21 protein-coding genes are annotated in these 19,687 nt (G+C 71.7%); 9 read left to right on the top strand and 12 right to left on the bottom strand.

What is annotated here, in order from left to right; genetic code table 11:
- Positions 1-39 precede the first annotated feature (39 nt).
- From ABZ860_RS01325 to ABZ860_RS01305, 5 genes are all read right to left on the bottom strand, one after another.
- Entirely contained in the window at positions 40-240 is a 201-nt protein-coding gene (locus tag ABZ860_RS01325) for a hypothetical protein (protein ID WP_357213375.1), read from the bottom strand.
- Positions 241-527: 287 nt separating this feature from the next.
- Positions 528-1,463 (bottom strand): M23 family metallopeptidase, encoded by a 936-nt coding sequence (locus tag ABZ860_RS01320; RefSeq protein ID WP_357213372.1) that lies wholly within the window; start codon positions 1,461-1,463, stop codon positions 528-530.
- A gap of 160 nt (positions 1,464-1,623) precedes the next feature.
- Complete coding sequence (locus tag ABZ860_RS01315; protein ID WP_357213368.1) at positions 1,624-2,673, bottom strand: acyltransferase family protein; 1,050 nt, start codon at positions 2,671-2,673, stop codon at positions 1,624-1,626.
- Positions 2,674-2,763: 90 nt separating this feature from the next.
- Positions 2,764-3,543 carry an SDR family NAD(P)-dependent oxidoreductase gene (locus tag ABZ860_RS01310; protein WP_357213365.1) on the bottom strand — a complete coding sequence of 260 codons (780 nt, stop codon included), beginning with the start codon at positions 3,541-3,543 and terminating at the stop codon, positions 2,764-2,766.
- A gap of 172 nt (positions 3,544-3,715) precedes the next feature.
- Positions 3,716-4,528: an SDR family NAD(P)-dependent oxidoreductase gene (locus ABZ860_RS01305; RefSeq protein ID WP_357213362.1), complete on the bottom strand. Its 813-nt coding sequence runs from the start codon at positions 4,526-4,528 to the stop codon at positions 3,716-3,718.
- Between the two features lie 187 nt (positions 4,529-4,715).
- On the opposite strand from ABZ860_RS01305, the gene ABZ860_RS01300 reads away from it, so the two are divergent.
- From ABZ860_RS01300 to ABZ860_RS01285, 4 genes are read left to right on the top strand one after another with little or no spacing between them, the layout of a single operon-like run.
- Entirely contained in the window at positions 4,716-7,331 is a 2,616-nt protein-coding gene (locus ABZ860_RS01300; protein WP_357213359.1) for a nitrate- and nitrite sensing domain-containing protein, read from the top strand.
- Positions 7,328-7,735, top strand: a complete 408-nt coding sequence (locus ABZ860_RS01295; RefSeq protein ID WP_030507694.1) for a roadblock/LC7 domain-containing protein — start codon at positions 7,328-7,330, stop codon at positions 7,733-7,735. The genes ABZ860_RS01300 and ABZ860_RS01295 overlap by 4 nt, the downstream gene beginning before the upstream one ends.
- A gap of 13 nt (positions 7,736-7,748) precedes the next feature.
- Positions 7,749-8,114, top strand: coding sequence for a DUF742 domain-containing protein (locus tag ABZ860_RS01290; protein ID WP_357213357.1), 366 nt, complete (start codon positions 7,749-7,751; stop codon positions 8,112-8,114).
- Positions 8,095-8,670: an ATP/GTP-binding protein gene (locus ABZ860_RS01285; RefSeq protein WP_357213355.1), complete on the top strand. Its 576-nt coding sequence runs from the start codon at positions 8,095-8,097 to the stop codon at positions 8,668-8,670. Before ABZ860_RS01290 ends, ABZ860_RS01285 begins: the two co-directional genes overlap by 20 nt.
- A gap of 85 nt (positions 8,671-8,755) precedes the next feature.
- On the opposite strand, the gene ABZ860_RS01280 is transcribed toward ABZ860_RS01285, so the two are convergent.
- Positions 8,756-8,968, bottom strand: coding sequence for a DUF4287 domain-containing protein (locus ABZ860_RS01280; RefSeq protein ID WP_357213353.1), 213 nt, complete (start codon positions 8,966-8,968; stop codon positions 8,756-8,758).
- 122 nt (positions 8,969-9,090) lie between these two features.
- Here ABZ860_RS01280 and ABZ860_RS01275 point away from each other — a divergent pair, with 122 nt between their 5' ends.
- Complete coding sequence (locus ABZ860_RS01275; RefSeq protein ID WP_357213351.1) at positions 9,091-10,116, top strand: pyridoxal-phosphate dependent enzyme; 1,026 nt, start codon at positions 9,091-9,093, stop codon at positions 10,114-10,116.
- Between the two features lie 147 nt (positions 10,117-10,263).
- Here ABZ860_RS01275 and ABZ860_RS01270 read toward each other — a convergent pair whose 3' ends face one another.
- The 3 genes from ABZ860_RS01270 to xylA all read right to left on the bottom strand — a co-directional run bounded on the left by ABZ860_RS01270 (position 10,264) and on the right by xylA (position 13,625).
- Positions 10,264-10,917: a DUF998 domain-containing protein gene (locus ABZ860_RS01270; protein WP_357213349.1), complete on the bottom strand. Its 654-nt coding sequence runs from the start codon at positions 10,915-10,917 to the stop codon at positions 10,264-10,266.
- A gap of 149 nt (positions 10,918-11,066) precedes the next feature.
- Positions 11,067-12,437, bottom strand: a complete 1,371-nt coding sequence (xylB, locus tag ABZ860_RS01265) for a xylulokinase (RefSeq protein ID WP_357213347.1) — start codon at positions 12,435-12,437, stop codon at positions 11,067-11,069.
- A gap of 42 nt (positions 12,438-12,479) precedes the next feature.
- Positions 12,480-13,625, bottom strand: a complete 1,146-nt coding sequence (gene xylA, locus ABZ860_RS01260; protein ID WP_357213344.1) for a xylose isomerase — start codon at positions 13,623-13,625, stop codon at positions 12,480-12,482.
- Between the two features lie 243 nt (positions 13,626-13,868).
- On the opposite strand from xylA, the gene ABZ860_RS01255 reads away from it, so the two are divergent.
- The gene (locus ABZ860_RS01255) at positions 13,869-15,359 is read left to right on the top strand and encodes an ROK family transcriptional regulator (protein ID WP_357213341.1); all 1,491 of its coding nucleotides are present in this window, start codon (positions 13,869-13,871) and stop codon (positions 15,357-15,359) included.
- A gap of 31 nt (positions 15,360-15,390) precedes the next feature.
- Here the strand turns inward: ABZ860_RS01255 and ABZ860_RS01250 are convergent, their stop codons facing one another.
- Together ABZ860_RS01250 and ABZ860_RS01245 are read right to left on the bottom strand one after the other, a co-directional pair.
- On the bottom strand, positions 15,391-16,185 hold the full coding sequence (locus ABZ860_RS01250; protein WP_357213339.1) for an alpha/beta fold hydrolase: 795 nt from the start codon (positions 16,183-16,185) through the stop codon (positions 15,391-15,393).
- A gap of 32 nt (positions 16,186-16,217) precedes the next feature.
- Positions 16,218-17,432 (bottom strand): MFS transporter, encoded by a 1,215-nt coding sequence (locus ABZ860_RS01245; RefSeq protein WP_357213336.1) that lies wholly within the window; start codon positions 17,430-17,432, stop codon positions 16,218-16,220.
- A 59-nt stretch (positions 17,433-17,491) separates the two neighbouring features.
- Here ABZ860_RS01245 and ABZ860_RS01240 point away from each other — a divergent pair, with 59 nt between their 5' ends.
- The gene (locus ABZ860_RS01240; RefSeq protein ID WP_357213333.1) at positions 17,492-17,884 is read left to right on the top strand and encodes a MerR family transcriptional regulator; all 393 of its coding nucleotides are present in this window, start codon (positions 17,492-17,494) and stop codon (positions 17,882-17,884) included.
- A gap of 301 nt (positions 17,885-18,185) precedes the next feature.
- Complete coding sequence (locus ABZ860_RS01235; protein ID WP_357213331.1) at positions 18,186-18,599, top strand: hypothetical protein; 414 nt, start codon at positions 18,186-18,188, stop codon at positions 18,597-18,599.
- Positions 18,600-18,750: 151 nt separating this feature from the next.
- Here the strand turns inward: ABZ860_RS01235 and ABZ860_RS01230 are convergent, their stop codons facing one another.
- A complete protein-coding gene (locus ABZ860_RS01230) occupies positions 18,751-18,963 on the bottom strand; it encodes a hypothetical protein (protein WP_357213329.1) in 213 nt (70 codons plus the stop codon).
- Between the two features lie 194 nt (positions 18,964-19,157).
- On the opposite strand from ABZ860_RS01230, the gene ABZ860_RS01225 reads away from it, so the two are divergent.
- Positions 19,158-19,661: a VOC family protein gene (locus ABZ860_RS01225; protein ID WP_357213326.1), complete on the top strand. Its 504-nt coding sequence runs from the start codon at positions 19,158-19,160 to the stop codon at positions 19,659-19,661.
- Positions 19,662-19,687 lie beyond the last annotated feature (26 nt).

Here is a 19,687-nt window from a genome sequence, read left to right as displayed (position 1 = left end):
GAGCCTCCGCGTAGTGGGGGGAAAGGAGGAGGGAGCGAGTCAGACGACCGCGCGAGCGACGTAGACGGTGCGCGGGGGCGAGTACTCCACGACGACGACGATGGACCCCACTGAGATCTCCTCGTCCGGAATGCTCGGATAGGCGTAGAACGCCTCGACACCCCCGCGGATGGGCACCATCACCTCGCCGACAAGGCCGGGGCCGATCCTGCCCGTGACCCTGCCCTGTCTGCCGACCACCCGCGCCACCCCGTCGTTTTCACCGCTCCTGGCTGCACCGCGAATGCGCAGGTTACCCCGTATCACCCTGCCGTGACAGAGCCGTTTTCCGTACCCAGCCCCGACGGCCGCGCGATTCGCCCTACTCTGCACCATCACTTGGAAGAACGGGGAGGTAATACCGGAAGTTCCGCGCCATGCCGTACGCGTGACGATCCGCACGCGACCACCGGGCCGGGGCCTGGACGGGGCCCGGCCCGGTGACGGTTCGGTGGCGGCCCGGTGGCGGTCCGGAGCGACGGCGGAGGTCAGTAGCAGACCTGCATGCCCTGGGAGATCCAGTCGTAGTAGCCGCCACCACAGCCCAGGTGGTAGAGGTGCCGGGGGCGCGCGCTCTGCCCGCCGTACACCCCGCCCGCCGCGGTGATGGAGGCGTTCTTCACCAGAGAGAAGTGCAGGTGCGCCTCGGACGTGCCGGTGGCCCCGACCGCGCCGATGATCGTGTTGTTCGTGATGGTCTGGCCGGTCCTGACGTGGACGGCGCTGAGGTGACACACGACGCTCCACCACCCGCCGCCGTGGTCCACGACGATGTACTGGCCGCAGCTCTCCCACCCGGAAGGCGCCCACCCGGCGTACTTGACCGTGCCGGCGCCGCCGGGGGACAGCACCGGGTCACCCGCCCGCATGCCCAGGTCGACCGCGTAGTACTGGTTCATGCGATCGGTGGTGTCGCAGTTGACGTGGTAGTCGGTGCCGTAGTGCGGATTGGCGACGACGGACCCGCTTCCTCCGTTGGCCGCCGAGGTCAGCGGGGTCTGCAGGAACTTCGAGCTCGGCCAGTCGACGCAGCCGCTCGCCAGTGCCGGCAGCGATCCCGAGTCGCAGTGCGCGATCCCCGGTGAGTAGCCGTCGGTGGCCACCGTCGGGGTGTCCATGTACCAGTCGTACACCCATGTTCCGTCCGCGAGCCGGTCCCAGGTGCGGAACGGCCGGCCGTACTGGACCCGTCCGTCGACCTGGTCCCCGTTGTTGATCTGGCAGCTCACGTTCAGGGCGGTGCCGTTGGGCACGTAGCGGATCACATGGTTGACGTGGGGCTCGCTCTGGATGGCGAGGCCCTGGGCGTCGGCGCCCGTCACGTGGTAGGTGGCCGCCTGTGCGGGAACGGCGATCCCGAGCACGCCGGCGACCAGCGCGGCGAGCAGGATCAGGCTCCTCGCCGCTGCTGACGAAGCTTTCATCGCAGTCCTTTCTGCTTCCTGTGCGCCTCCTGTGGGCTGAGTTCCGGTTGTAGGAGCACGATCGTTGGTGCGCACCGGCCGCGGCACAGATCGCACCAACGAAACAATCCCGGGTGCCGTGAGCGGTCCCGATCGATGCGGCAGCCCCGCGCGCGTACGGCTATCGCGCCGGCGCGGCGGGCTCCCTCTTCACGGGCCGGCGGAGTCTGGTGAAGGCCCAGGAGACGTCGGGCTCCACCGCCCACCGGAACGCCCTGCGCACCGGGGACGTGCAGAGCAGGGCCGCGAGGACGGCTCCGAGGACCGCCATGGCGGTCACGCCCAGCGGGTTGACGAGGACGTCGTGGAAGCGCTCGGCGACCTTCACGGCGAACCCGTGCAGCAGGTAGGCGTACATCGTGGCGGCGCCCAGTCCGGTGAACCAGGTGCGGCGGCTCGGGGTGACCGCGAGGAAGGCCGCCACCAGCAGGGCCCCGGCAACCAGCATGGAAAGCCGGATCAGCGTGCCGGTCAGGTCGTCCACGCCGATCTGGTGGTTGGAGTGGCGCCAGCGGATCCACTCCGTCGGCACGAGCGTGTGCACGGCGAACGCCGCGGCGAGCGCCGCCGCCAGGACGGCCCCGCCCGCGAACCTCGCCCGGCGCCGCCGCAGGAGGTCGAGGTGCTCGGGCGTGAGCATGAGGCCGAGCACGTAGAACGGCAGCAGGCCGAACGTGCGGTTCATCGACAACTCGTCGGGCAAGGCGCTGGTGCCCGACAGCAGGCACAGCCCGACCGCGATCACCAGGGGATGGCGCAGCTGCTGCCAGACCGGCGTGGACAGCCGCCACAGGAACAGCGACATCAGGAACCAGGTCAGGTAGTACGGGTCGAGCAGGCTGATTTCGAGCTTGCCGTACAGGAAGAAGCGGGGCAGCGAATAGGCCACCTCGAAGATGACGTACGGCACCGCGAGACCACTGATGAGCTTGCGCGCCTTACCCGGAGAAAACGTGAAATTACGGGACAAATAGCCGCTGACGACGATGAAGAGCGGCATGTGGAAGAGGTAGACGAAGAAGTAGAGCGCGTGTGCCGCGGGGACGTCCCGCAGGTCCTCGACGAGATGCCCGGAAACGACGAGCACGATGGCCAGGAACTTGGCGTTGTCCAGCAGCGGGTCGCGGGAGGCGGCCTTGCCGGACGGGCGGACGGGAGCGGTCACGGTCATGCGGCCGGACCTTAGCCACCCGTCCGTGAGCACCGGCGCAACCGCGGGCGAACAGTGCCCGAACTCTTCCCGCCCTCCTCCGGGGACGAGTCAGACAGCCCGGTAGCGCGTGGCGAGCCTGGGGCTCTGGGCTCCGAAGGCGGCGAGTTCGGCCTGGAAGACCGCGTCCAGGAGTCCGGCGTCTTCGACGCCCGGGGCGCAGACGGTCTCGCCCAGCTCCAGGCCCCGCAGGCTGGCCGTGACGACGTCCTCGGCGCTCATGCGGGGCACGGCGCTCAGGTCGAGGCCCTGACGCTCGTGGAACTCGGTGGCCACGACGCCGGGGCACAGCACCTGCACGGTGACTCCCGTGCCCTCGAGCTCCGCGCTCAGGGTCTGGGACATCGCGACGAGGTGGGCCAGGGTTCCGGCGTAGACGGCCCTGCGGGGCATCTGGGAGTGCGGCGCGGGACCGCTGAAGGCGATCATCCCGGCCACGTTGACGATCGTGCCCGCGCCGCGCTCCCGCATGCCCGCGACGGCGGCACGGGTGAGCATCGTCGGGGCGACGACCTTGACGTGCACGAGCTCCGCGGCCTTGCCGGCGGAAAGTTCGGCGAGCGGCATGTAGTGGGCTACGCCCGCGTTGTTCACGAGCATGGTCAGCGGCTCGGCCGCGCAGATCTCGGCGACCGTGTCGATGCCCTCGTCGGTCGACAGATCGGCGGCCACGGTCCGCACCCCGACCTCGGGGTGCGAGGCGGCGAACTCCTCCAGGCGATCCTTCCGCCGGCCCACGATCACCAGGTCGTGGCCGCCGGCGGCCAGGCGCTCGGCGAAGGCCCTGCCAATTCCGGAGGTGGCGCCCGTGACGAGTGCGAGCGTGCTCATGGCTGCTGCTTCCTTTCCTCGACCGGCCGCGAACGGCCGGGTGTGATGGCCCGGTGCGGCTCTCATGGAGCCGGGTCGCGTTCCGCGTCCGTGACCAAGGGTGCGGAAGCGACCGGGTGAGCAGCCAGATGACCCGTCTTCCTGGGACCGGCGATACCAGGCCGGCGCTCCTTCAGGCGGACAGACCGGTGGCGGCGAGGCTCGCGTCCCACAGGGCGGCGGCGAGAGCCGGGTCGGACATCTTCTCCGGCACCCGTACGGGAGCGTTCTTGACGAAATACCGGCCCGGGTGATCGACGCCGTCGCGGTGGGTGGCGAGGTGGACGAGGCGCGCGGCCCCGGCCTCCGGCGGCTCGCCCATGCCGGGCAGGAGCCACACCAGCTTCATGAAGAACGTGCCCTCGGCGAACGAGGTCTTGAGCACCCCGGGATGGAGGGACGTGGCGGCCAGGCCGCGCTCGGCGAGCGACACGGTGAACAGCGCGTTGGCCTGCTTGGAGTCGCCGTACTGCAGCCAGCCGTTCCAGCGCCGCCGCTCCCTCGACAGGTCGGCGGGGTCGAGGCGGCCGGTCTTCGCGGCCCGGGACGAGGTGGTGACGACCCGGGCGGACGACGCCGTGAGCCGGTCGAGGAGCAGGTTCGTCAGCAGGAACGGCGCCAGGTGGTTGACCTGCATCATCCACTCGTTGCCGTCCACGGTGGTCCGGCGGTCGGACGTCATCACGCCGGCGTTGTTGATCAGCACGTCGATGCGCTCGTACCGCGCGAGCAGATCCGCCGCCAGCCGGCGCACCTGATCGAGGGAGGAGAAGTCCGCGAGGAGCGTGTCCGGACGGCTGCCAGCGGCCTGCTCCGCGCGGTCCGCGACCGCGCGCAGCTTCTCCGGGGTCCGTCCGACGAGCACGATTTGGTGACCTCGCCGGGCGAGATCAAGGGCAGAAGCTGCACCAATTCCGGCACCAGCCCCAGTGATCACTGTAATCATCAGTTCCTCCCACTGCGCCAGAACTGTATCGGTGCTAGCCTTCTGTGCGATCTTCCGGAGGTGCATTTCCCCCCAAATGCGGCGCGAGCCTCCAGCAATGCAGGAGTGGGCTATGGGTTCGAGAAACCGGTCGATTCGGTTCAAGATCTTCTTGTTGCTGCTCCTACCACTGCTCATGTTGAGCGCTATGTGGGGATTTGCCCTAAAACTCACGGTCGGGGACGGCCTCGTCCTCCTGCGTTCCAAGGCGCTGTACGACACCATCGGCGTGAGCTCCACCGACCTGGGCACCCAGATCCAGGCCGAACGCGCCCTGACCGCCGGCGTCCTCAGCAGCGGCCAGACGACGTCCGCCGCGCTCACCGCCCAGCAGGCCAAGACCACCGCCGCCGCGGACCGGTTCAAGAAGTCCGCCGACGACGAGGCGACCCGCGACGCCATGAGCGACGAACTCATGGCGCCCCTGGAGTCCCTGCTGTCCTCCCTCGAACGCCTGCCCACGATCCGGGAGGGCGTCTCACTCGGCAGGTCCGACAGGCTGACCGCGATCACCGCGTACAACGCGATCATGGACGACCTGTTCGCGCTCTACGAGCGGCTCGTCTCGGTGCCCGACCTGGCCACCTTCCAGCAGGCCAGCGCCATGCAGGGAATGGGCAACGCGCACGAGATGATCACTCGTGAGGACGCCCTCGTGCGCGGCGCGCTCGCCAGCGGCACGATGACGTCCGACGAGCAGAACGCCTTCAGCGAGTGGGTCGCCACCCGGCGGTTCCTCTACGGCAAGAACCGGCCCGTCCTCAGCGGTGAGATGCGGGCGCCGTACGAGCAGGTGCTCACCTCGCCGCTGTTCGACCGGTTCACCGCCCTGGAGAACCAGATCGTCAACCAGGTGCGCTCCGGCGGCCCGCTCCCCGCGGACGCCGAGAAGTGGTCGCCGACCATCGACCAGCTGATCCTCCGTCTCGACTCGGCCCGGGTGAAGGCCTCGGACGCGCTCAGCGTCTCCGCCACCTCGGTCGCCACCGGGATCATGCTCCGCATCCTGATCGCCGGCGGGCTCGGCCTCGTGGTGATCATCGCCACGATCGTCTTCTCCGTCCGGTTCGGCCGCCGTCTCGCCCGCGACCTCGCCGGCCTGCGCGACGCCGCGCGCGAACTCGCCGACGTACGGCTGCCGCAGGTCGTCGAGAAGCTGCGGCGGGGCGAGGACGTGGACGTCGAGGCCGAGGCGCCCCCGATCAAGGCGACGGGCTCCAACGAGGTCGAGGACGTCGCGCACGCGTTCAGTTCCGTGCAGCGCACGGCCGTGGAGGCCGCCGTCGGCCAGGCCGCCCTCCGCCGCGGCGTCAGCCAGGTCTTCCTCAACCTGGCCCGCCGCAAGCAGACCCTGCTGCACCGCCAGCTCACGCTGCTCGACACGATGCAGCGCCGCGCCGAGGACCCGGAGAGCCTCGAGGACCTGTTCCGGCTCGACCACCTGACCACCCGCATGCGCCGCCACGCGGAGAGCCTGATCATCCTGTCCGGCTCCGCGCCCGGACGGTCGTGGCGCAAGCCGGTGCCGCTCATCGACGTGGTCCGCGCGGCGATCTCCGAGGTCGAGGACTACACCCGCGTCTCGATGGCGCCGATGCCCAACGCCGCCATCGCCGGCGCGACCGTGGCCGACGTGGTGCACCTGATCGCCGAGCTGGTGGAGAACGCCACGATCTTCTCGCCTCCGCAGACGAAGGTGGCGGTGCGCGGGGAGGTCGTCGCCAACGGGCTCGCGGTGGAGATCGAGGACCGCGGTCTCGGCCTGACGCCCGAGGAGTACGACGAGATCAACGCGCGGCTGGCCGACCCGCCGGAGTTCGACCTGGCGGACAGCGACCGGCTCGGGCTCTTCGTCGTCGGCCAGCTCGCCGCCCGGCACGAGATCGGGGTGGTCCTGCGGGGCTCGCCGTACGGCGGGACGACCGCGATCGTGCTCATCCCCCGGGCCCTGATGACGGAGGAGGGCTCGCCCGCGGCGCTGGCGGGCCCGGCCCCCCGCGGCGCCCACGCGAAGCCCGCGCTGGCCGCCGGCGGCAACGACACCGACATCTCGCTCAGCGACACGCTCCAGGCCGACCTCGGACTGGGCGGCCCCGCCCCCGCCGGTGAGCCCCGGGAGGTCCGCACGCTCGCCGGAGAGCTCGCGGGCGACGCACCCGGCGGCGCACCGGGCAGCGTGCCGGGCGTCTCGGACGGCGTTCCCGGAGAGTTCCCCTGGGAGACGGAGGGCCTGGAGGAGCGTACGGGCGCGTCAGAGCCGTCCCCGTTCTTCACACCGGCCGCCCAGCGGACCGAGGCCGTGCCCTCCGCCACGCGCGACGACCTCTCCTCGCGGTCCCTCGGCTCCGGCTTGGAGAACCCGCGCCCGGCCGCCGCACCCTCCGCTTCGCCCTCCCCGGCGCCCTCTGCCCCGCCGTCCTCTGAGCCGGCGACCGCCGCCGCGGGGGTGGCCGCGAACGGCCTGGCACAGCGGACGAGCAAGCAGCGGGCCAGGGGCCCCGTCTCCAACGGGACCCACGCCGGCCTGCCGCGCAGGGTCCGCCAGGCCAACATCGCCCCGCAGCTTCGCGCCCAGGAGACGGGGCCGCAGACACCGCCGCTGTCCGCCCCGCCCGTGGAGGAGCGGTCGCCGGAGGAGGCCAGGGCGATGTTCAGCGCCTTCCAGCGCGGCGCGCTGCGGGGCAGGGAGGACTCCGATCAGCCGGGTGGGGCCGCACCCGGCGACCACGTACACAACACGCACGGCGAGAAGGGTGACGAATGACCGGCAAAGCGACGTCGACCGGCGAACTGAACTGGCTGCTCGACGATCTCATCAGCAGGGTCGCCGCCGTCCGCCAGGCGGTGATCCTCTCCACCGACGGTCTCGTCGTAGGCGCCTCCCAGGGGCTGAGCCGGGAGGACGCGGAGCACCTGTCCGCGGTCGCGGCCGGGTTCCAGAGCCTGGCGCGGGGCGCGGGGCGGCACTTCGGCGGCGGCGAGGTCAGGCAGACCATCGTGGAGATGGAGGCCGCGTTCCTGTTCGTCACGGCCGCCGGCCAGGGCACCTGCCTCGCCGTCCTGGCCGCCTCGGACGCCGACGTCGGGCACATCGCGTACGAGATGGCGATGCTGGTCAAGCGGGTGGGCCAGCACATCTCCACCAACCCGCGGCGGATCTCCCCATGAGATGGGCGGCCACATGACGGGACCCCAGTGGATGGACGAGGAGGCCGGGCCGTTGGTCCGGCCCTACGCGCTGACGGGGGGCCGGGCACGGCACTCCGGGGCCAGGCTCGACCTGATCACCATGGTGACGACCTCGGGCTCACCGAGGGACGTCCCCGGCATTGGCCCCGAGCAGCGGCGGATCCTCGAGATCGCGCGCAGAGGCGCGTCGGTGGCGGACATCGCATCCGACATCGACCTGCCGCTGGGCGTGGTCCGCGTCCTGATCGGGGATCTGCACGACCTCGGGCTCGTCGACGTACGGGCTCCGGGCAAGGTGGCGCCGCTGCCAAGCGAGCGCATTCTCAAGGAAGTGATCAATGGCCTTCGCGCCCTCTGAGGAGCCGGTCGCCCTCAAGATATTGGTGGCCGGCGGCTTCGGCGTCGGCAAGACCACGCTGGTCGGCGCGATCAGCGAGATTCGCCCCCTGCGCACCGAGGAGGTGCTGTCCGATCGCGGCGTCGGCGTCGACGACATCGACGGCGTGGAAGGCAAGACGACCACGACGGTGGCCATGGACTTCGGCCGCATCACCATCAGGGAAGGGCTCGTGGTCTACCTGTTCGGCACCCCCGGACAGGAGCGCTTCTGGTTCATGTGGGACGAGCTGTCCTACGGCGCGCTCGGGGCCGTCGTGCTGGCCGACACCCGCAGGCTGACCGACTGCTTTCCGTCGATCGACTACTTCGAGCAGCGCGGCACGCCGTTCATCGTCGCGGTCAACTGCTTCGAGGGAGCCGACCGGCACGAGCCCGAGGACGTGCGGATCGCCCTCGACCTCGACCCGGACGTCCCCGTCCTGCTCTGCGACGTACGGCGCCGCGCCTCGGCCAAGGTCGTGCTCGTCACGCTCGTGGAGCACGCGCTCAAGATGCTGACGGCCGCCCAGCGCTGATCGGCACAGCGCTGATCAACCCGGCGCCGACCGGCATGACGTGGACCGGGGCCCGGCTCGGCCCCGGCCACGCCGGACACGCCCGCTACTCGGCGCCGTCCTCGGCCAGGGTGTGCGCGACGAGGGCGTTCGCGTGACCGTGTCCCAGCCCGTACTCGGCCTTGAGCCAGGAGACGAGTTCCATGTGTTTGGTCAGCGGCGAGCGGCGGATGAGCTCCTTCCACTCGGCGATCGGCCGGCCGTACTTCTTCTCGATCGAGGGAAAGTAGCTGGCGGGGCCCTTCACGGCTTCGGTCATACGATGTCCTGTCCGTTCTTGTCGGTGGTCGAGCGACGCGAGCGTCAGTGTGCCGCACGGGAGCACAGCAGGCATACGCGGGCGGGTATGGGCCGCGGAACCGCGACGGCCGGAGGGCAGACATGATCGGCGGATGGGCGGCCGAGGCCCTCGCGCGCCTGGATCGGGAGCGCGAAGAGGCGGGCACGACGCCGCTTCGCGCGTTTCCGCTGCCCGGGGCATGGGGTGTCCGGCTGTGGCTGAAGGACGAGTCGGCGCAGCCCACCGGTGGTCTCAAGCACCGCCTCGCCCGTGCCCTGTTCGCCCAGGCCGTCGCCTCCGGCCGGATCACCGAGGGGACGACCGTGGTCGACGCCACCGGCGGTCCCATGGCCGTCGCCGAGGCCTATTTCGCCCGGCTGCTCGGCCTGCCGTACATCGCGGTGATGCCGAAGAAGTCCTCCGGGGCCGGTGTCGAGCGACTGGGCGGGACCTGCCGGTACGTCGATCCGCCGCTCGCCGTCTACGAGGAGGCCGCCCGCCTGTCCGAAGAGATCGGCGGCCACTATCTCGACCACTACCGCTCGGCGGCCGAGGTCGACTGGCGTGGCGCGAGCCTTGCCGACGAGCTGTTCGGGCAGGTCGGCGAGTGTCCCCGCTGGATCGTGGCCGGGGCGGGCACCGGCGCGACGTCGGCCGCGATCGGCCGGCGCCTGCGGGCCCACGGGCTGCGGGGAAGGCTCGCCGTGGCCGACCCGGAGAACTCCGCCTACTTCCCCGGCTGGGCCACCGGCGCCCCCGACTACGCCACGGGCATGCCGAGCCGCATCGAGGGCGTCGGCCGGCCGCGGATGGAGCCCGCCTTCGACTCCGCGGTCGTCGACCTGGTCGTCCCCGTGCCCGACGCCGCGAGCGTGGCCGCCGCCCGGCGCGTACGGCAGGTGACCGGGCTCGCGGTCGGCGCCGCCACGGGGACGAACCTGTGGGCCGCCCTCGAACTGATCACCCGGATGCGCGACCGGGGCGAGCACGGAGAGGTCGTCGGCGTGATCGGCGACGCGGGCGAGCGCCATCTCGCGACCTGCCACGACGACGCCTGGGCGGCCGCAAGGGGCCTCGACTGGCGGCCGTACGCCGAGCGCCTGCGCGACCTGCTCGGCGAACCCTGACCCCGGCGGCCGGACGAGGCAGCACCCGGGCCGTGCGGCGCCCCCGCGCCCGCACGATCCGGCGTGCCGCCCCGTCCGGCCGGCGGTGAACATCGCTCAGCCGTGAACACCGCTCAGCCGTGAACGCCGCTCAGCGGTGAACGTGGCTCAGCGGTGGACCAGGAAGTCGCGCACGGCGCGCCGGCCGCCGATCCGCTCCCTGAGCGTCGGCCCCCACGTAAGCTGCGCGAGCCGTACGGCGAGCACTCCGAGGACGGCCACCTCTGCGGTCAGCAGCAGCCGTTCCACCAGGCCGATCATGACGCCGTGGCCGGGCAGCGCGACGTACGTGATGGCCGCGAGGCCGAGACCGGAGGCGAGCGTCAGCCACTCCAGCGGCCGGGCGACGGCCTTCCACCGCTCGTCCTGTGCCAGGCGGCCCACCAGCTGGATGGCGGCGGCGGGCACGCTCACGAAGGCCGCCACCGACAGGGCGCCGTGGATGTCCCCCTGCCAGACCGTGCCCGAAGGAACCACGGCCGCGCCGATGAGCGCGACGCTCCACAGGCCGATGAGGCGGGCCGGCCAGCCGTGCACCGGCGCGTCGAGCGCGCGCATCCCGGCCAGCAGCGCGAGCGAGGCCAGGCCGAGAACGGCCATGGCCGTCTCGATGGCGCCGCCCCCGTCGCGGGCGGCGTACTCGCTGATCGTCATGGAGACGGGGTCCAGGGAGGAATCCCCGCTCACCTGCGCCGTCACCACGGTGACGACCGCGAGCAGGATGCCGCCGCCGGCGAGCAGGGGATAGAACCTCTTGACCATATGGTGAGGATCCCGCGTACAGCCCGTTCCTAACATCCGGGACAACGCGTAGATCCCCCCGAGAAGGGGTCAGGGTCGTCTCAGGGTGGGGCCCAGACTTCAGGGACGCGGCCCTTCGGGGACGCGGCCCCGGGCCCCACCCAGGACGTCTACTCCCGCGCGGCCTCGTGGTAGCGCTCGCGCAGGCCAGGGGTGGGATCGGCCTCGTAGCGCTCGGCGGAGCCCGAGTCCCACAGCGGCGGTTCCGGCTCCCCCGACAGCAGCCAGGCGGCCTGCTTGGCCGCGCCGTCCGCGACGTACTCCCCAGGGGTGGGCACGAGCACCGGGCGCCCGAAGACGGTCGGCGCGATGCGGCGCACCGCCTCAGAGCGCGCGCCGCCGCCGATGAGCAGCACCCGCTGCGGCTCCACCCCGAGGGCGTCCAGCGCGTCGGCGAGGCCGCAGAGCATGCCCTCGACCGCGGCCCTGGCCAGGTGCTCGGGCGTGGACGTGGCCAGCCTGAGCCCGTGCAGCGACCCCGTGGCGTCGGGACGGTTCGGGGTGCGCTCCCCCTCCAGGTAGGGCACGAGCACCAGCCCGTCCGCACCCGCGGGCGCCCGCAGGGCGAGGTCGCTCAGCCCCTGGGGGCTCACCCCGAGCATCCGGGCGGCGGCGTCCAGCACCCGTGCCGCGTTGAGCGTGGCGACCAGCGGCAGGTAGCGGCCGGTGGCGTCGGCGAACCCGGCGACCCCCCCGGACGGGTCGGCGGACGGCGCGTCGGAGACGGCGAACGCCGTACCCGAGGTGCCGATGGACACCACCACGTCACCGGGCCGCATGCCGACGCCGAGCGACGCCCCCATGTTGTCCCCGGTGCCGGGGGCGAGCAGCGCGCCGCCCTGCTCGGCCGTTCCCGCCTGCTCGGCGGGGCCGAGGACACGGGGCAGCTCCGGCACCCTTCCCATGGCCAGTTCGAGCAGGTCCGTCCGGTAGTCGCCGGTGACGGGCGACCAGTAACCGGTGCCGGAGGCGTCGCCCCGGTCGGTCGTGATCACACCCGGCCGCCCGGCGAGCCGCCAGGTGAGCCAGTCGTGCGGCAGGCACACCGACCGCGTACGGCGGGCGTTGTCCGGCTCGTTGCGGGCGAGCCAGCGGAGCTTGGTCACCGTGAAGGAGGCCACCGGGACGCTGCCGACGGCCTCGGCCCACGCCTTCGGGCCGCCCAGCTCGGCGACCAGGTCGGCCGCCGCCCCGGCCGAACGGGTGTCGTTCCACAGCAGGGCGGGCCTGACCACCTCGCCGTCCTCGTCGAGGCAGACCATGCCGTGCTGCTGAGCCGCCACGCTCACCGCGGCGACGTCCGCCAGCCCTCCCGCCTGCTCGATCGCGCTCTGCAGCGCGGTCCACCAGTGCTCGGGATGGACCTCGGTGCCGTCGGGGTGGGAGGCGCGGCCCTCGCGCACGAGGGCCCCGCTCTCCGCGTCCCGGATGACGACCTTGCAGCTCTGGGTCGACGAGTCGACCCCCGCGACCAGCGTCACAGTCGTCCCTCCGCTCTCGTCGTCACTCTCTCGACGGGCCGGTCAGCCGCGCACGCCGAGGAGGTGCTCCAGCGCGAGCTGGTTGAGCCGGGTGAAGTGGAAGCCGCGGGCGGCCACCTCGTCCACGTCGATCGACTCCGCGAGGACGTCGTCGTAGGTCTCGCCCTCGGCCAGGGTCGGCTGGGCCAGCTCGGTGAGCTTGCTGGCGGCCAGCGCCTCCTGCACCTCGGGGTCGGCGCGGAAGGCCTTCGACTTCTCCTTGAGGATGAGGTAGGTCCGCATGTTCGCGGCCGCCGAGTCCCAGACGTCTTCCTTGTCCTCGGTGCGCAGCGGCTTGTAGTCGAAGTGGCGCGGGCCGTCGTAGCCGCCGTTCTCCAGCAGGTCGACGAGGAAGAACGCGCTCTTCACGTCGCCGTGGCCGAAGACGAGGTCCTGGTCGTACTTCGGGCCGTGCTGGCCGTTGAGGTCGAGGTGGAACAGCTTGCCGTGCCACAGCGCCTGGGCGATGCCGTGGACGAAGTTCATCCCGGCCATCTGCTCGTGGCCGACCTCGGGGTTGAGGCCCACCATCTCGGGGTGCTCCAGCGAGTTGATGAAGGCCAGGGCGTGGCCGATCGTCGGCAGCAGGATGTCGCCGCGCGGCTCGTTCGGCTTGGGCTCGACGGCGAACCGGATGTCGTAGCCCTTGTCGATCACGTACTGGCACAGGAGGTCGAAGCCCTCCTTGTAGCGGTCGAGCGCGACCCGCACGTCCTTGGCGGCGTCGGACTCGGCGCCCTCACGGCCGCCCCAGCACACGTACGTCGTGGCCCCGAGCTCGGCGGCGAGGTCGATGTTGCGCATGACCTTGCGCAGCGCGTAGCGCCGGACGTCGCGGTCGTTGCTGGTGAAACCGCCGTCCTTGAAGATCGGGTGGGTGAACAGGTTGGTCGTGGCCATCGGCACCTTCATGCCGGTCTCGCTGAGAGCCTTCTTGAAGCTCTCGATGGCCTTGGCCCGGTCCTGCTCCACCGCGAGGAGGTCGTCGTCGTGGAAGGTCACACCGTACGCGCCGAGCTCGGCCAGGCGGTGGACGCTCTCGACCGGGTCCAGCGGGGCCCGGGTGGCGTCGCCGAACGGGTCGCGCGCCTGCCAGCCGACGGTCCACAGCCCGAACGTGAAACGGTCCTCGGGAGTGGGGGTGTACATGAATCGCCTCCGAATTAGTCTATGTTGTGGACTAAATATCCGACGTGAGGAGCCGCACGGTCAAGGGGGTGTGTCCGCGTTCTCAACGCAAGGCAGTGGAGGATGTGATGACGCAGCCCGTTCGGGCGTGAGGCGGAAGTCGCGTGGAGGCTTCGATGACGCAGGCGGAAACGGCGTGAGGCGGACCGCACGCGTGAGGGAGCGCGAGAGCCGCAGGCGGTACGAGGCGGCGTGGAGGGTGCGATGACGCAGGCCCTGCGGCACGACGCGATGCGCGCCCGGAACCTGGCGCTCGTCCTCGGCGCGGTCGGCGCCCGGGGATCGGTGACCCGGGCCGCCCTCGCCGAGATGACCGGCCTGACCAAGACGACCGTGTCCAAGCTCGTCGGCGACCTCATCGAGGGCGGGCTCGTGGTGGAGACCGGCGCCGTCCGGGACGGCGAGCGCGGCAGGCCCGGGGTCGAGATCCGGATCAGCGGGCAGCGCGTCGCCGCCCTCGGACTGGAGATCAACGTCGACTACCTCGCGGTGTGCGTGGTCGACCTCGCCCGGACGGTACGGCTGCGCCGTACACAGGCTGTGGACAACCGGGCCGCGCCCCCTGTGGATGTGATCGCGCGACTAGGGGATCTGACCTCCGCGGTTGTGGACGAAGCTGTGGAGAAGGGCCTGCGCGTGGTCGGCGGGGTGCTGGCCGTGCCCGGCCCTGTGGACATGACCAGCGGGGTCGTCCACAACGCGCCGAACCTCGGCTGGCGGGACGTGCCGCTGGCGTCGCTCCTGCGGTTCCCCTTCCCCGTACGGGTGGAGAACGAGGCCAACCTGGCCGCGCTCGGCGAGCTGTGGTTCGGGTCGGGGCTGCCCGACTTCCTGCACGTGTCGGGAGAGATCGGCATCGGTGCGGGTCTCGTGGTCCGCGGCCGGCTCTTCCGGGGCGCGCACGGCTTCGCCGGGGAGCTCGGGCACGTCGTCGTCTCCCCCGACGGCCCGCCGTGCCGCTGCGGGGGGCGGGGCTGCCTCGAACAGTACGCGGGCCAGGACGCCCTCCTGACCGCCGCCCGCGCCGCCGCCTCTGACCGCCCCGCCCTCGGAGCGGCCCCGGCCGGAGCGCTCCCTGCCGGAGCACCCGGGAACGTGCCAGCCGGCCCGCCGCACAGGGACGCGGACGAACCGGCCGGAGCGGCCGGAGCGGCACGCAAGGGGCCGGACGAAGCGGCCGGCGCTGCGCACGCGAGTGGGGAGGCGACGTCCGGCGTGCCGCTCGGCGACGGGATGCCTCCACACCTCGATCACGCGCCCCCGGCGAAGGCGCTGACTCCGGCCCCGGCCCCGGCACCGGCCCTGGCATCGGCTGTGACATCGGTGCCGCCCTCGCCGGAGATGCTCCTGCCCGCCCAGCAGGGCGTGGCGTGGGTGCTCTCCCGGCTGCGGGAGGGTGACGAGAACGCGCGTGCCGCATGCGAGCGGGCGGCCTGGGCGCTCGGCGTGGCCCTGTCGTCGGCGGTCAACCTCGTGGACCCCGACGCGATCGTCCTCGGCGGGATCTACGCGCCGCTCTTCCCCTGGATCGGCCACATGGTCGCCGACACGCTGAAGGCCCGTCTCGGTCAGATGCGCGGCGCCGTGCCGCCCGTGGTCGTGTCACGGCTCGGCGCCGAGGCGGCCGCCCTCGGCGCGGCCGGCCAGGTGATCGAGCAGGTCATGGCCGACCCGGCCGCTCTCCTGCACGGCTAGAGCTAGGGAGTGTGTGAGTGCGGGGCTGCCGTCAGGTGCGGCTGTCGCGGAGGAAGTCGAGGATGAGGGCGGCCCACTGCTCGGGCTGCTCGATGAATGGCAGATGCCCGGTTGGGATCTCGGCGTAGCGCGCCCCGGGGATGCCGTTGCCGAGCTGCCGGTGGTGGTGCGGGGTGACGAGCTGGTCGAGCGTGGTGGAGATGACGAGGGCCGGCACCGTGAGCGCGGTGAGATCAGCCCGTACGTCGACGCGATTGATGGCCAGGTCGAGGTGCTCCAGCGTGCCCGGCGGGATCGTGGCCGCGGTGGTCTTGATGGCCGCGTCGAGGTCGTCCTGGCTGACGGCGTCCAGGGCTGGGGCGCTGAGGCCGATGAGAGACACGAAACGCGCCAGGCGCTCCAGATCGTTCGCGCAGAGCAGGTCGCGCCACATCCGGGCCGCGAGCAGGAACCGCGGGTTGGGGTGGGCGAAGCCCGCGGTGAGGACCAGCGCGGTCACGCGATCAGGGTGACGGGTGGCAGCCCGGATGGCGACCGCACTGCCGAGCGAGTACCCCGCGATGGCAAAGGTCTCCACGCCCTCCTCCACGGCGGTGGCGACCAGCTCATCGGCCAGGCCGTCCAGGGAAAGCGGAGCTTCAGCCCGAGGGGTGCGTCCGGTGCCGGGATAGTCCGGCCCGACGACGGTATGGTGGGCGGCCAAGGTGTCCAGGATGGGGCCGTAGTTGGCGTCTATACCGCCGCCGGCACCATGGGCGAGCAGCAGGCCAGGGCCGGTGCCGCGCACCACGCGGCCGAGGCTGGAGCTAGGCAGGGCAGTGGACATAGGTGTCTCTCCTTTGTCTCTCAGCGGGACCACTACGCGGTCACCGTGGTGGTACGTGATCGACGGACGGCCCCGAGCGCGAGGAGCACGGCGCCCGCGGCCACCGGGGCACCGACCCAGGGCAGGTCGTGCAGGGTGAGGCCGGTGGTGAGGGCTTGGCCGCCGAGTTGGGAGCCGCCGGCGATGCCGAGGTTGAAGGCGGAGGCGCTGATCGCGGTGACCAGGGTGGGCGCCTCGGGTGCGGCGGCCAGGGCCCGGTCCTGCAGCACAGGGATGAGGGCCGCGGCGATCACGCCGAGGGCGAGCACGGTGGCGGCCGCCGTCCATCGGACTTCGCTGGTGAGCGTGAACACAGCGAGCATGCCGGCCAGGGCGGTCAACAGGGTGCACAGTCCTGCCCACGGGGCGCGGTCGGCCAGGCGGCCGCCGAGGATGTTGCCCCCGACCGCGCCCAGGCCGAAGAGGGCGAGCAGCGTGGTGACCGCGGAGTCGGTGAAGCCGCTGACCTGCCGCAGCAGCGGGGCGATGTAGGTGTAGGTGGTGAAAAGGCCGGCCTGCGCCAACACGATGATCGCCAGCACCAGGGCCACCCTGGGCCGGAGCATGCCCCGCACCTCGCCAGTGGGACGGGCGGCCTCCCGCGGTGCGGGTGGGCGTACGAGTGCGGCCACGGCGCAGAGGACGAGAGCGGCGAGGGCGGCGATGGCCCAGAAGGTGGTTCGCCAGCCGAACTGGCCGCCAACCCAGGTTCCCAAGGGCGCGCCGAGGACGGTGGCCAGGTTCCAGCCGGCCGTCACGACGGCGATGGCCCGGCCGCGGCCTGCCACCGGTGTCATCGCCACTGCGATCACCACCGTCACCGCGAAGGCCGTGCTGTGGGTGAGCGCGGTCAGCATCCGGGCTGCCACCAGGGCTCCGAAGCTGCCCGCCACAGCTGCGGCAAGGTTGCCGGCGACGAACACGCCCAGTAAGACCAGCAGCGCGCGGCGGCGGGCGAGGCGCGACATCGCCACCGTCACCAGCGGACCGGCTACGGTGACCACGAGGGCGTACCAGGTCAGCAGAGAACCGGTGATCGGCAGCGGACGGTGCAGATCAGCCGACAGCTCCGGCAGCAGCCCGACCATGACCCACTCGGCGGTGCCTACGACGAACACACACGCGGTGAGCACCGCCAAGGCGGCTGCCCGGCGCAGTCCAGACGGGAAAGGGGGCGCGGTTGCCGAGGCCGCTGTGCTGGTGGTCATGACCGGAACGCTAAAGTCTCACATCGATGTGAGAGTCAACGTGGTGAGGTGCAGATCACATGCGCATCGGGGAGATGGTCCGCCGCACCGGGGTCAGCGAGCGACTGCTGCGCTACTACGAAGAACAGGGGCTACTGGCCCCGATGAGACTGCCGAGCGGCTACCGGGTCTACAGCGACGCGGATGTGAACACGGTCCGGCGCATCCGCACCCTGCTCGCAGCCGGGCTACCAACCGCCACCATCGTCCAGGTACTGCCATGCGTCCGCGACGACGGCCCGAACCTCGCGCCCGTGTGCTCCGACCTGGTAGCGCACCTGCGCAAAGAGCGCGAGCGCATCACCCAGGCGATCAAAGACCTGCAGGCGTCACAAGGCATTCTCGACGCAGTCATCGCCGCCGGTCCGGCCGACGCCGCCCCAGCGATCCAGCAGCCGATGTCGAAGGCCTGATGTCGACCGAGACCTGGTGATATCGGCCCTCTGCCGCGGCCGGCATGCCGGCCGCGCCATCGCGGGGGCCGGCGCACCGGGTCCCGATCCAGCGGCTCCGCGTACGCACCGGCGGTGTCGGCATGACCTTCGAAAACGCGACGCGAGCGCCCGGCCGGGCGCCAAGAACCCGTAAGGACCTGCGCCGATCTTGCCCAGCTCGGGTCACGGCCCTGCTCCGGCGGGGTATGAGGCCGCCGTTCCGCAGAACCGGACGGGCGGCGCTCACCGCCCACCGTCCAGCAGGAAGGCGTATACCGAGATGTCCCGCTACTGGACGCGGCCCCCCGTCGACACCGTGGTCCTCACGGCCCGGCGGCTGGCCCTGGCCGCGCTCATGATCCCGGCAACGGGGATCTGCGTCGCGCAGCCGGCGACGGCGCATGTCACCCCGCCACCCGCACGAGAGGGGCTCGCGGCCTTCCGCGTCCACGGGCCGGGTGGAGGCGGAGGTCAGGTGATCAGAGGAGGACGGGCGAGCGGCGTCCAGAGCAGGTCCGGCGCGGGCAGGTTCAACCAGAGCCTCAACGGGACCGTCGCCCCCACCTTCGTCATGGGACAGTCGCAGGAACCGATCACCAAGACCCGCTCGCTCGACCTGCAGGCCGCCTTCTGCGGATCGCAGCCCACCACCTGCGCCTTGGGACAGAACATGCCGATCCGCTGGAAGTCCTGACACCTCCGCCGTCCGCCCCATCCTCTCGGCAGGGACCTGCTCCGCTTCCGCCGTGCGCCCGGGAGGCTGGGACGGTCACGCTCAGGCCGTCGCCGGGTCCGGGCCGGCGCCGGCGGCGGCTGTGCAGGGCCGCCGCCCCGTGCTCAGCGGCTCACAGGCCCGAGGGGTCGCGGCCGAGGCTGATCTCCTCGGCGATGCGCCGCATTTCGTCGGCGGCCAGCCGGGGCGAGCCGGGCAGGGCTACGGCCAGCGCCGAGATCACCTGTTGGAACGGCGCGCCGGCATGACGGACCGCGACCTCGTGCACCGCCCGGAACAGGACCAGGTTGTCCTCGTGCTCCCGCGTCGCCCTGTCCACGATCATGACGTCCCCCTCCACCGGCCTCGTCGCCGGCGCCGCTACCGGACCGCCCACTTCCGGCGCCGCGCGGTGCGCCGGTGGGCGGCTGCGCCACCCCCTGGCGGCTGCCCGTGGCCACGGTACGACCTGCCACCGACAGTTTCCGGGAAACCCACCGAGGTACAATTACTTGAGAGTTCAAGTTTTTGGAGGACGTCATGCCGGTCCAGCGACTCAACCACGCCGTGCTGTACGTGCGGGACGTCTCCCGCAGCGTGGCCTTCTACCAGGAGGCCCTCGGGTTCCGCGTCGTGCAGGCGTTCCCGGGGGCGGCGTTCCTGCAGGCCGAGGGCTCCTCGAACGACCACGACCTCGGGCTGTTCCAGATCGGGACGCAGGCGGGGCCGTCGTCCGCCGGACGCGCGACGGTCGGCCTCTACCACCTCGCCTGGGAGGTCGACACGCTCGCCGAGCTGCACCGGATCGCGACCAGGCTGACGGAGATGAACGCCCTGGTCGGCGCGTCCGACCACTCGACCACCAAGGCCCTGTACGCAAAGGATCCGGACGGGCTGGAGTTCGAGGTCTCCTGGCTGGTGCCGGCCGACCTGCTCACCGGCGAGATCCTGGAAGGACGCGCCCAGATCAAGCCGCTCGACCTCGCCAAGGACATGGAGCGCTACGGCGCGCAGACGCGCGGCGGGGTCGGCGTCAGCGTCTGATGCTCCCGGGCGGCCGCTTCCGGCGG

The organism is Microbispora sp. NPDC046973 (genome assembly GCF_040644495.1).
In the GTDB taxonomy this organism is placed as follows: Bacteria; Actinomycetota; Actinomycetes; order Streptosporangiales; family Streptosporangiaceae; genus Microbispora.
The sequence above is the reverse complement of the archived record's forward strand: the minus strand, read 5'-3'. Positions and strand labels throughout refer to the sequence as shown.

What these genes read in the sequence shown, in the direction of transcription:
- ABZ860_RS01275 (WP_357213351.1), top strand. Translation starts at nt 9,091, where the DNA reads ATGATCGGCGGATGGGCGGCCGAGGCCCTCGCGCGCCTGGATCGGGAG.
- ABZ860_RS01230 (WP_357213329.1), bottom strand. Translation starts at nt 18,963, where the DNA reads ATGATCGTGGACAGGGCGACGCGGGAGCACGAGGACAACCTGGTCCTG.
- ABZ860_RS01295 (WP_030507694.1), top strand. Translation starts at nt 7,328, where the DNA reads ATGACCGGCAAAGCGACGTCGACCGGCGAACTGAACTGGCTGCTCGAC.
- ABZ860_RS01240 (WP_357213333.1), top strand. Translation starts at nt 17,492, where the DNA reads ATGCGCATCGGGGAGATGGTCCGCCGCACCGGGGTCAGCGAGCGACTG.
- ABZ860_RS01310 (WP_357213365.1), bottom strand. Translation starts at nt 3,543, where the DNA reads ATGAGCACGCTCGCACTCGTCACGGGCGCCACCTCCGGAATTGGCAGG.
- ABZ860_RS01235 (WP_357213331.1), top strand. Translation starts at nt 18,186, where the DNA reads ATGTCCCGCTACTGGACGCGGCCCCCCGTCGACACCGTGGTCCTCACG.
- ABZ860_RS01245 (WP_357213336.1), bottom strand. Translation starts at nt 17,432, where the DNA reads ATGACCACCAGCACAGCGGCCTCGGCAACCGCGCCCCCTTTCCCGTCT.
- ABZ860_RS01320 (WP_357213372.1), bottom strand. Translation starts at nt 1,463, where the DNA reads ATGAAAGCTTCGTCAGCAGCGGCGAGGAGCCTGATCCTGCTCGCCGCG.
- ABZ860_RS01315 (WP_357213368.1), bottom strand. Translation starts at nt 2,673, where the DNA reads ATGACCGTGACCGCTCCCGTCCGCCCGTCCGGCAAGGCCGCCTCCCGC.
- ABZ860_RS01270 (WP_357213349.1), bottom strand. Translation starts at nt 10,917, where the DNA reads ATGGTCAAGAGGTTCTATCCCCTGCTCGCCGGCGGCGGCATCCTGCTC.
- ABZ860_RS01280 (WP_357213353.1), bottom strand. Translation starts at nt 8,968, where the DNA reads ATGACCGAAGCCGTGAAGGGCCCCGCCAGCTACTTTCCCTCGATCGAG.
- ABZ860_RS01285 (WP_357213355.1), top strand. Translation starts at nt 8,095, where the DNA reads ATGGCCTTCGCGCCCTCTGAGGAGCCGGTCGCCCTCAAGATATTGGTG.
- ABZ860_RS01255 (WP_357213341.1), top strand. Translation starts at nt 13,869, where the DNA reads ATGACGCAGGCCCTGCGGCACGACGCGATGCGCGCCCGGAACCTGGCG.
- xylA (WP_357213344.1), bottom strand. Translation starts at nt 13,625, where the DNA reads ATGTACACCCCCACTCCCGAGGACCGTTTCACGTTCGGGCTGTGGACC.
- ABZ860_RS01305 (WP_357213362.1), bottom strand. Translation starts at nt 4,528, where the DNA reads ATGATTACAGTGATCACTGGGGCTGGTGCCGGAATTGGTGCAGCTTCT.
- ABZ860_RS01300 (WP_357213359.1), top strand. Translation starts at nt 4,716, where the DNA reads ATGTGGGGATTTGCCCTAAAACTCACGGTCGGGGACGGCCTCGTCCTC.
- ABZ860_RS01250 (WP_357213339.1), bottom strand. Translation starts at nt 16,185, where the DNA reads ATGTCCACTGCCCTGCCTAGCTCCAGCCTCGGCCGCGTGGTGCGCGGC.
- ABZ860_RS01290 (WP_357213357.1), top strand. Translation starts at nt 7,749, where the DNA reads ATGACGGGACCCCAGTGGATGGACGAGGAGGCCGGGCCGTTGGTCCGG.
- ABZ860_RS01225 (WP_357213326.1), top strand. Translation starts at nt 19,158, where the DNA reads ATGCCGGTCCAGCGACTCAACCACGCCGTGCTGTACGTGCGGGACGTC.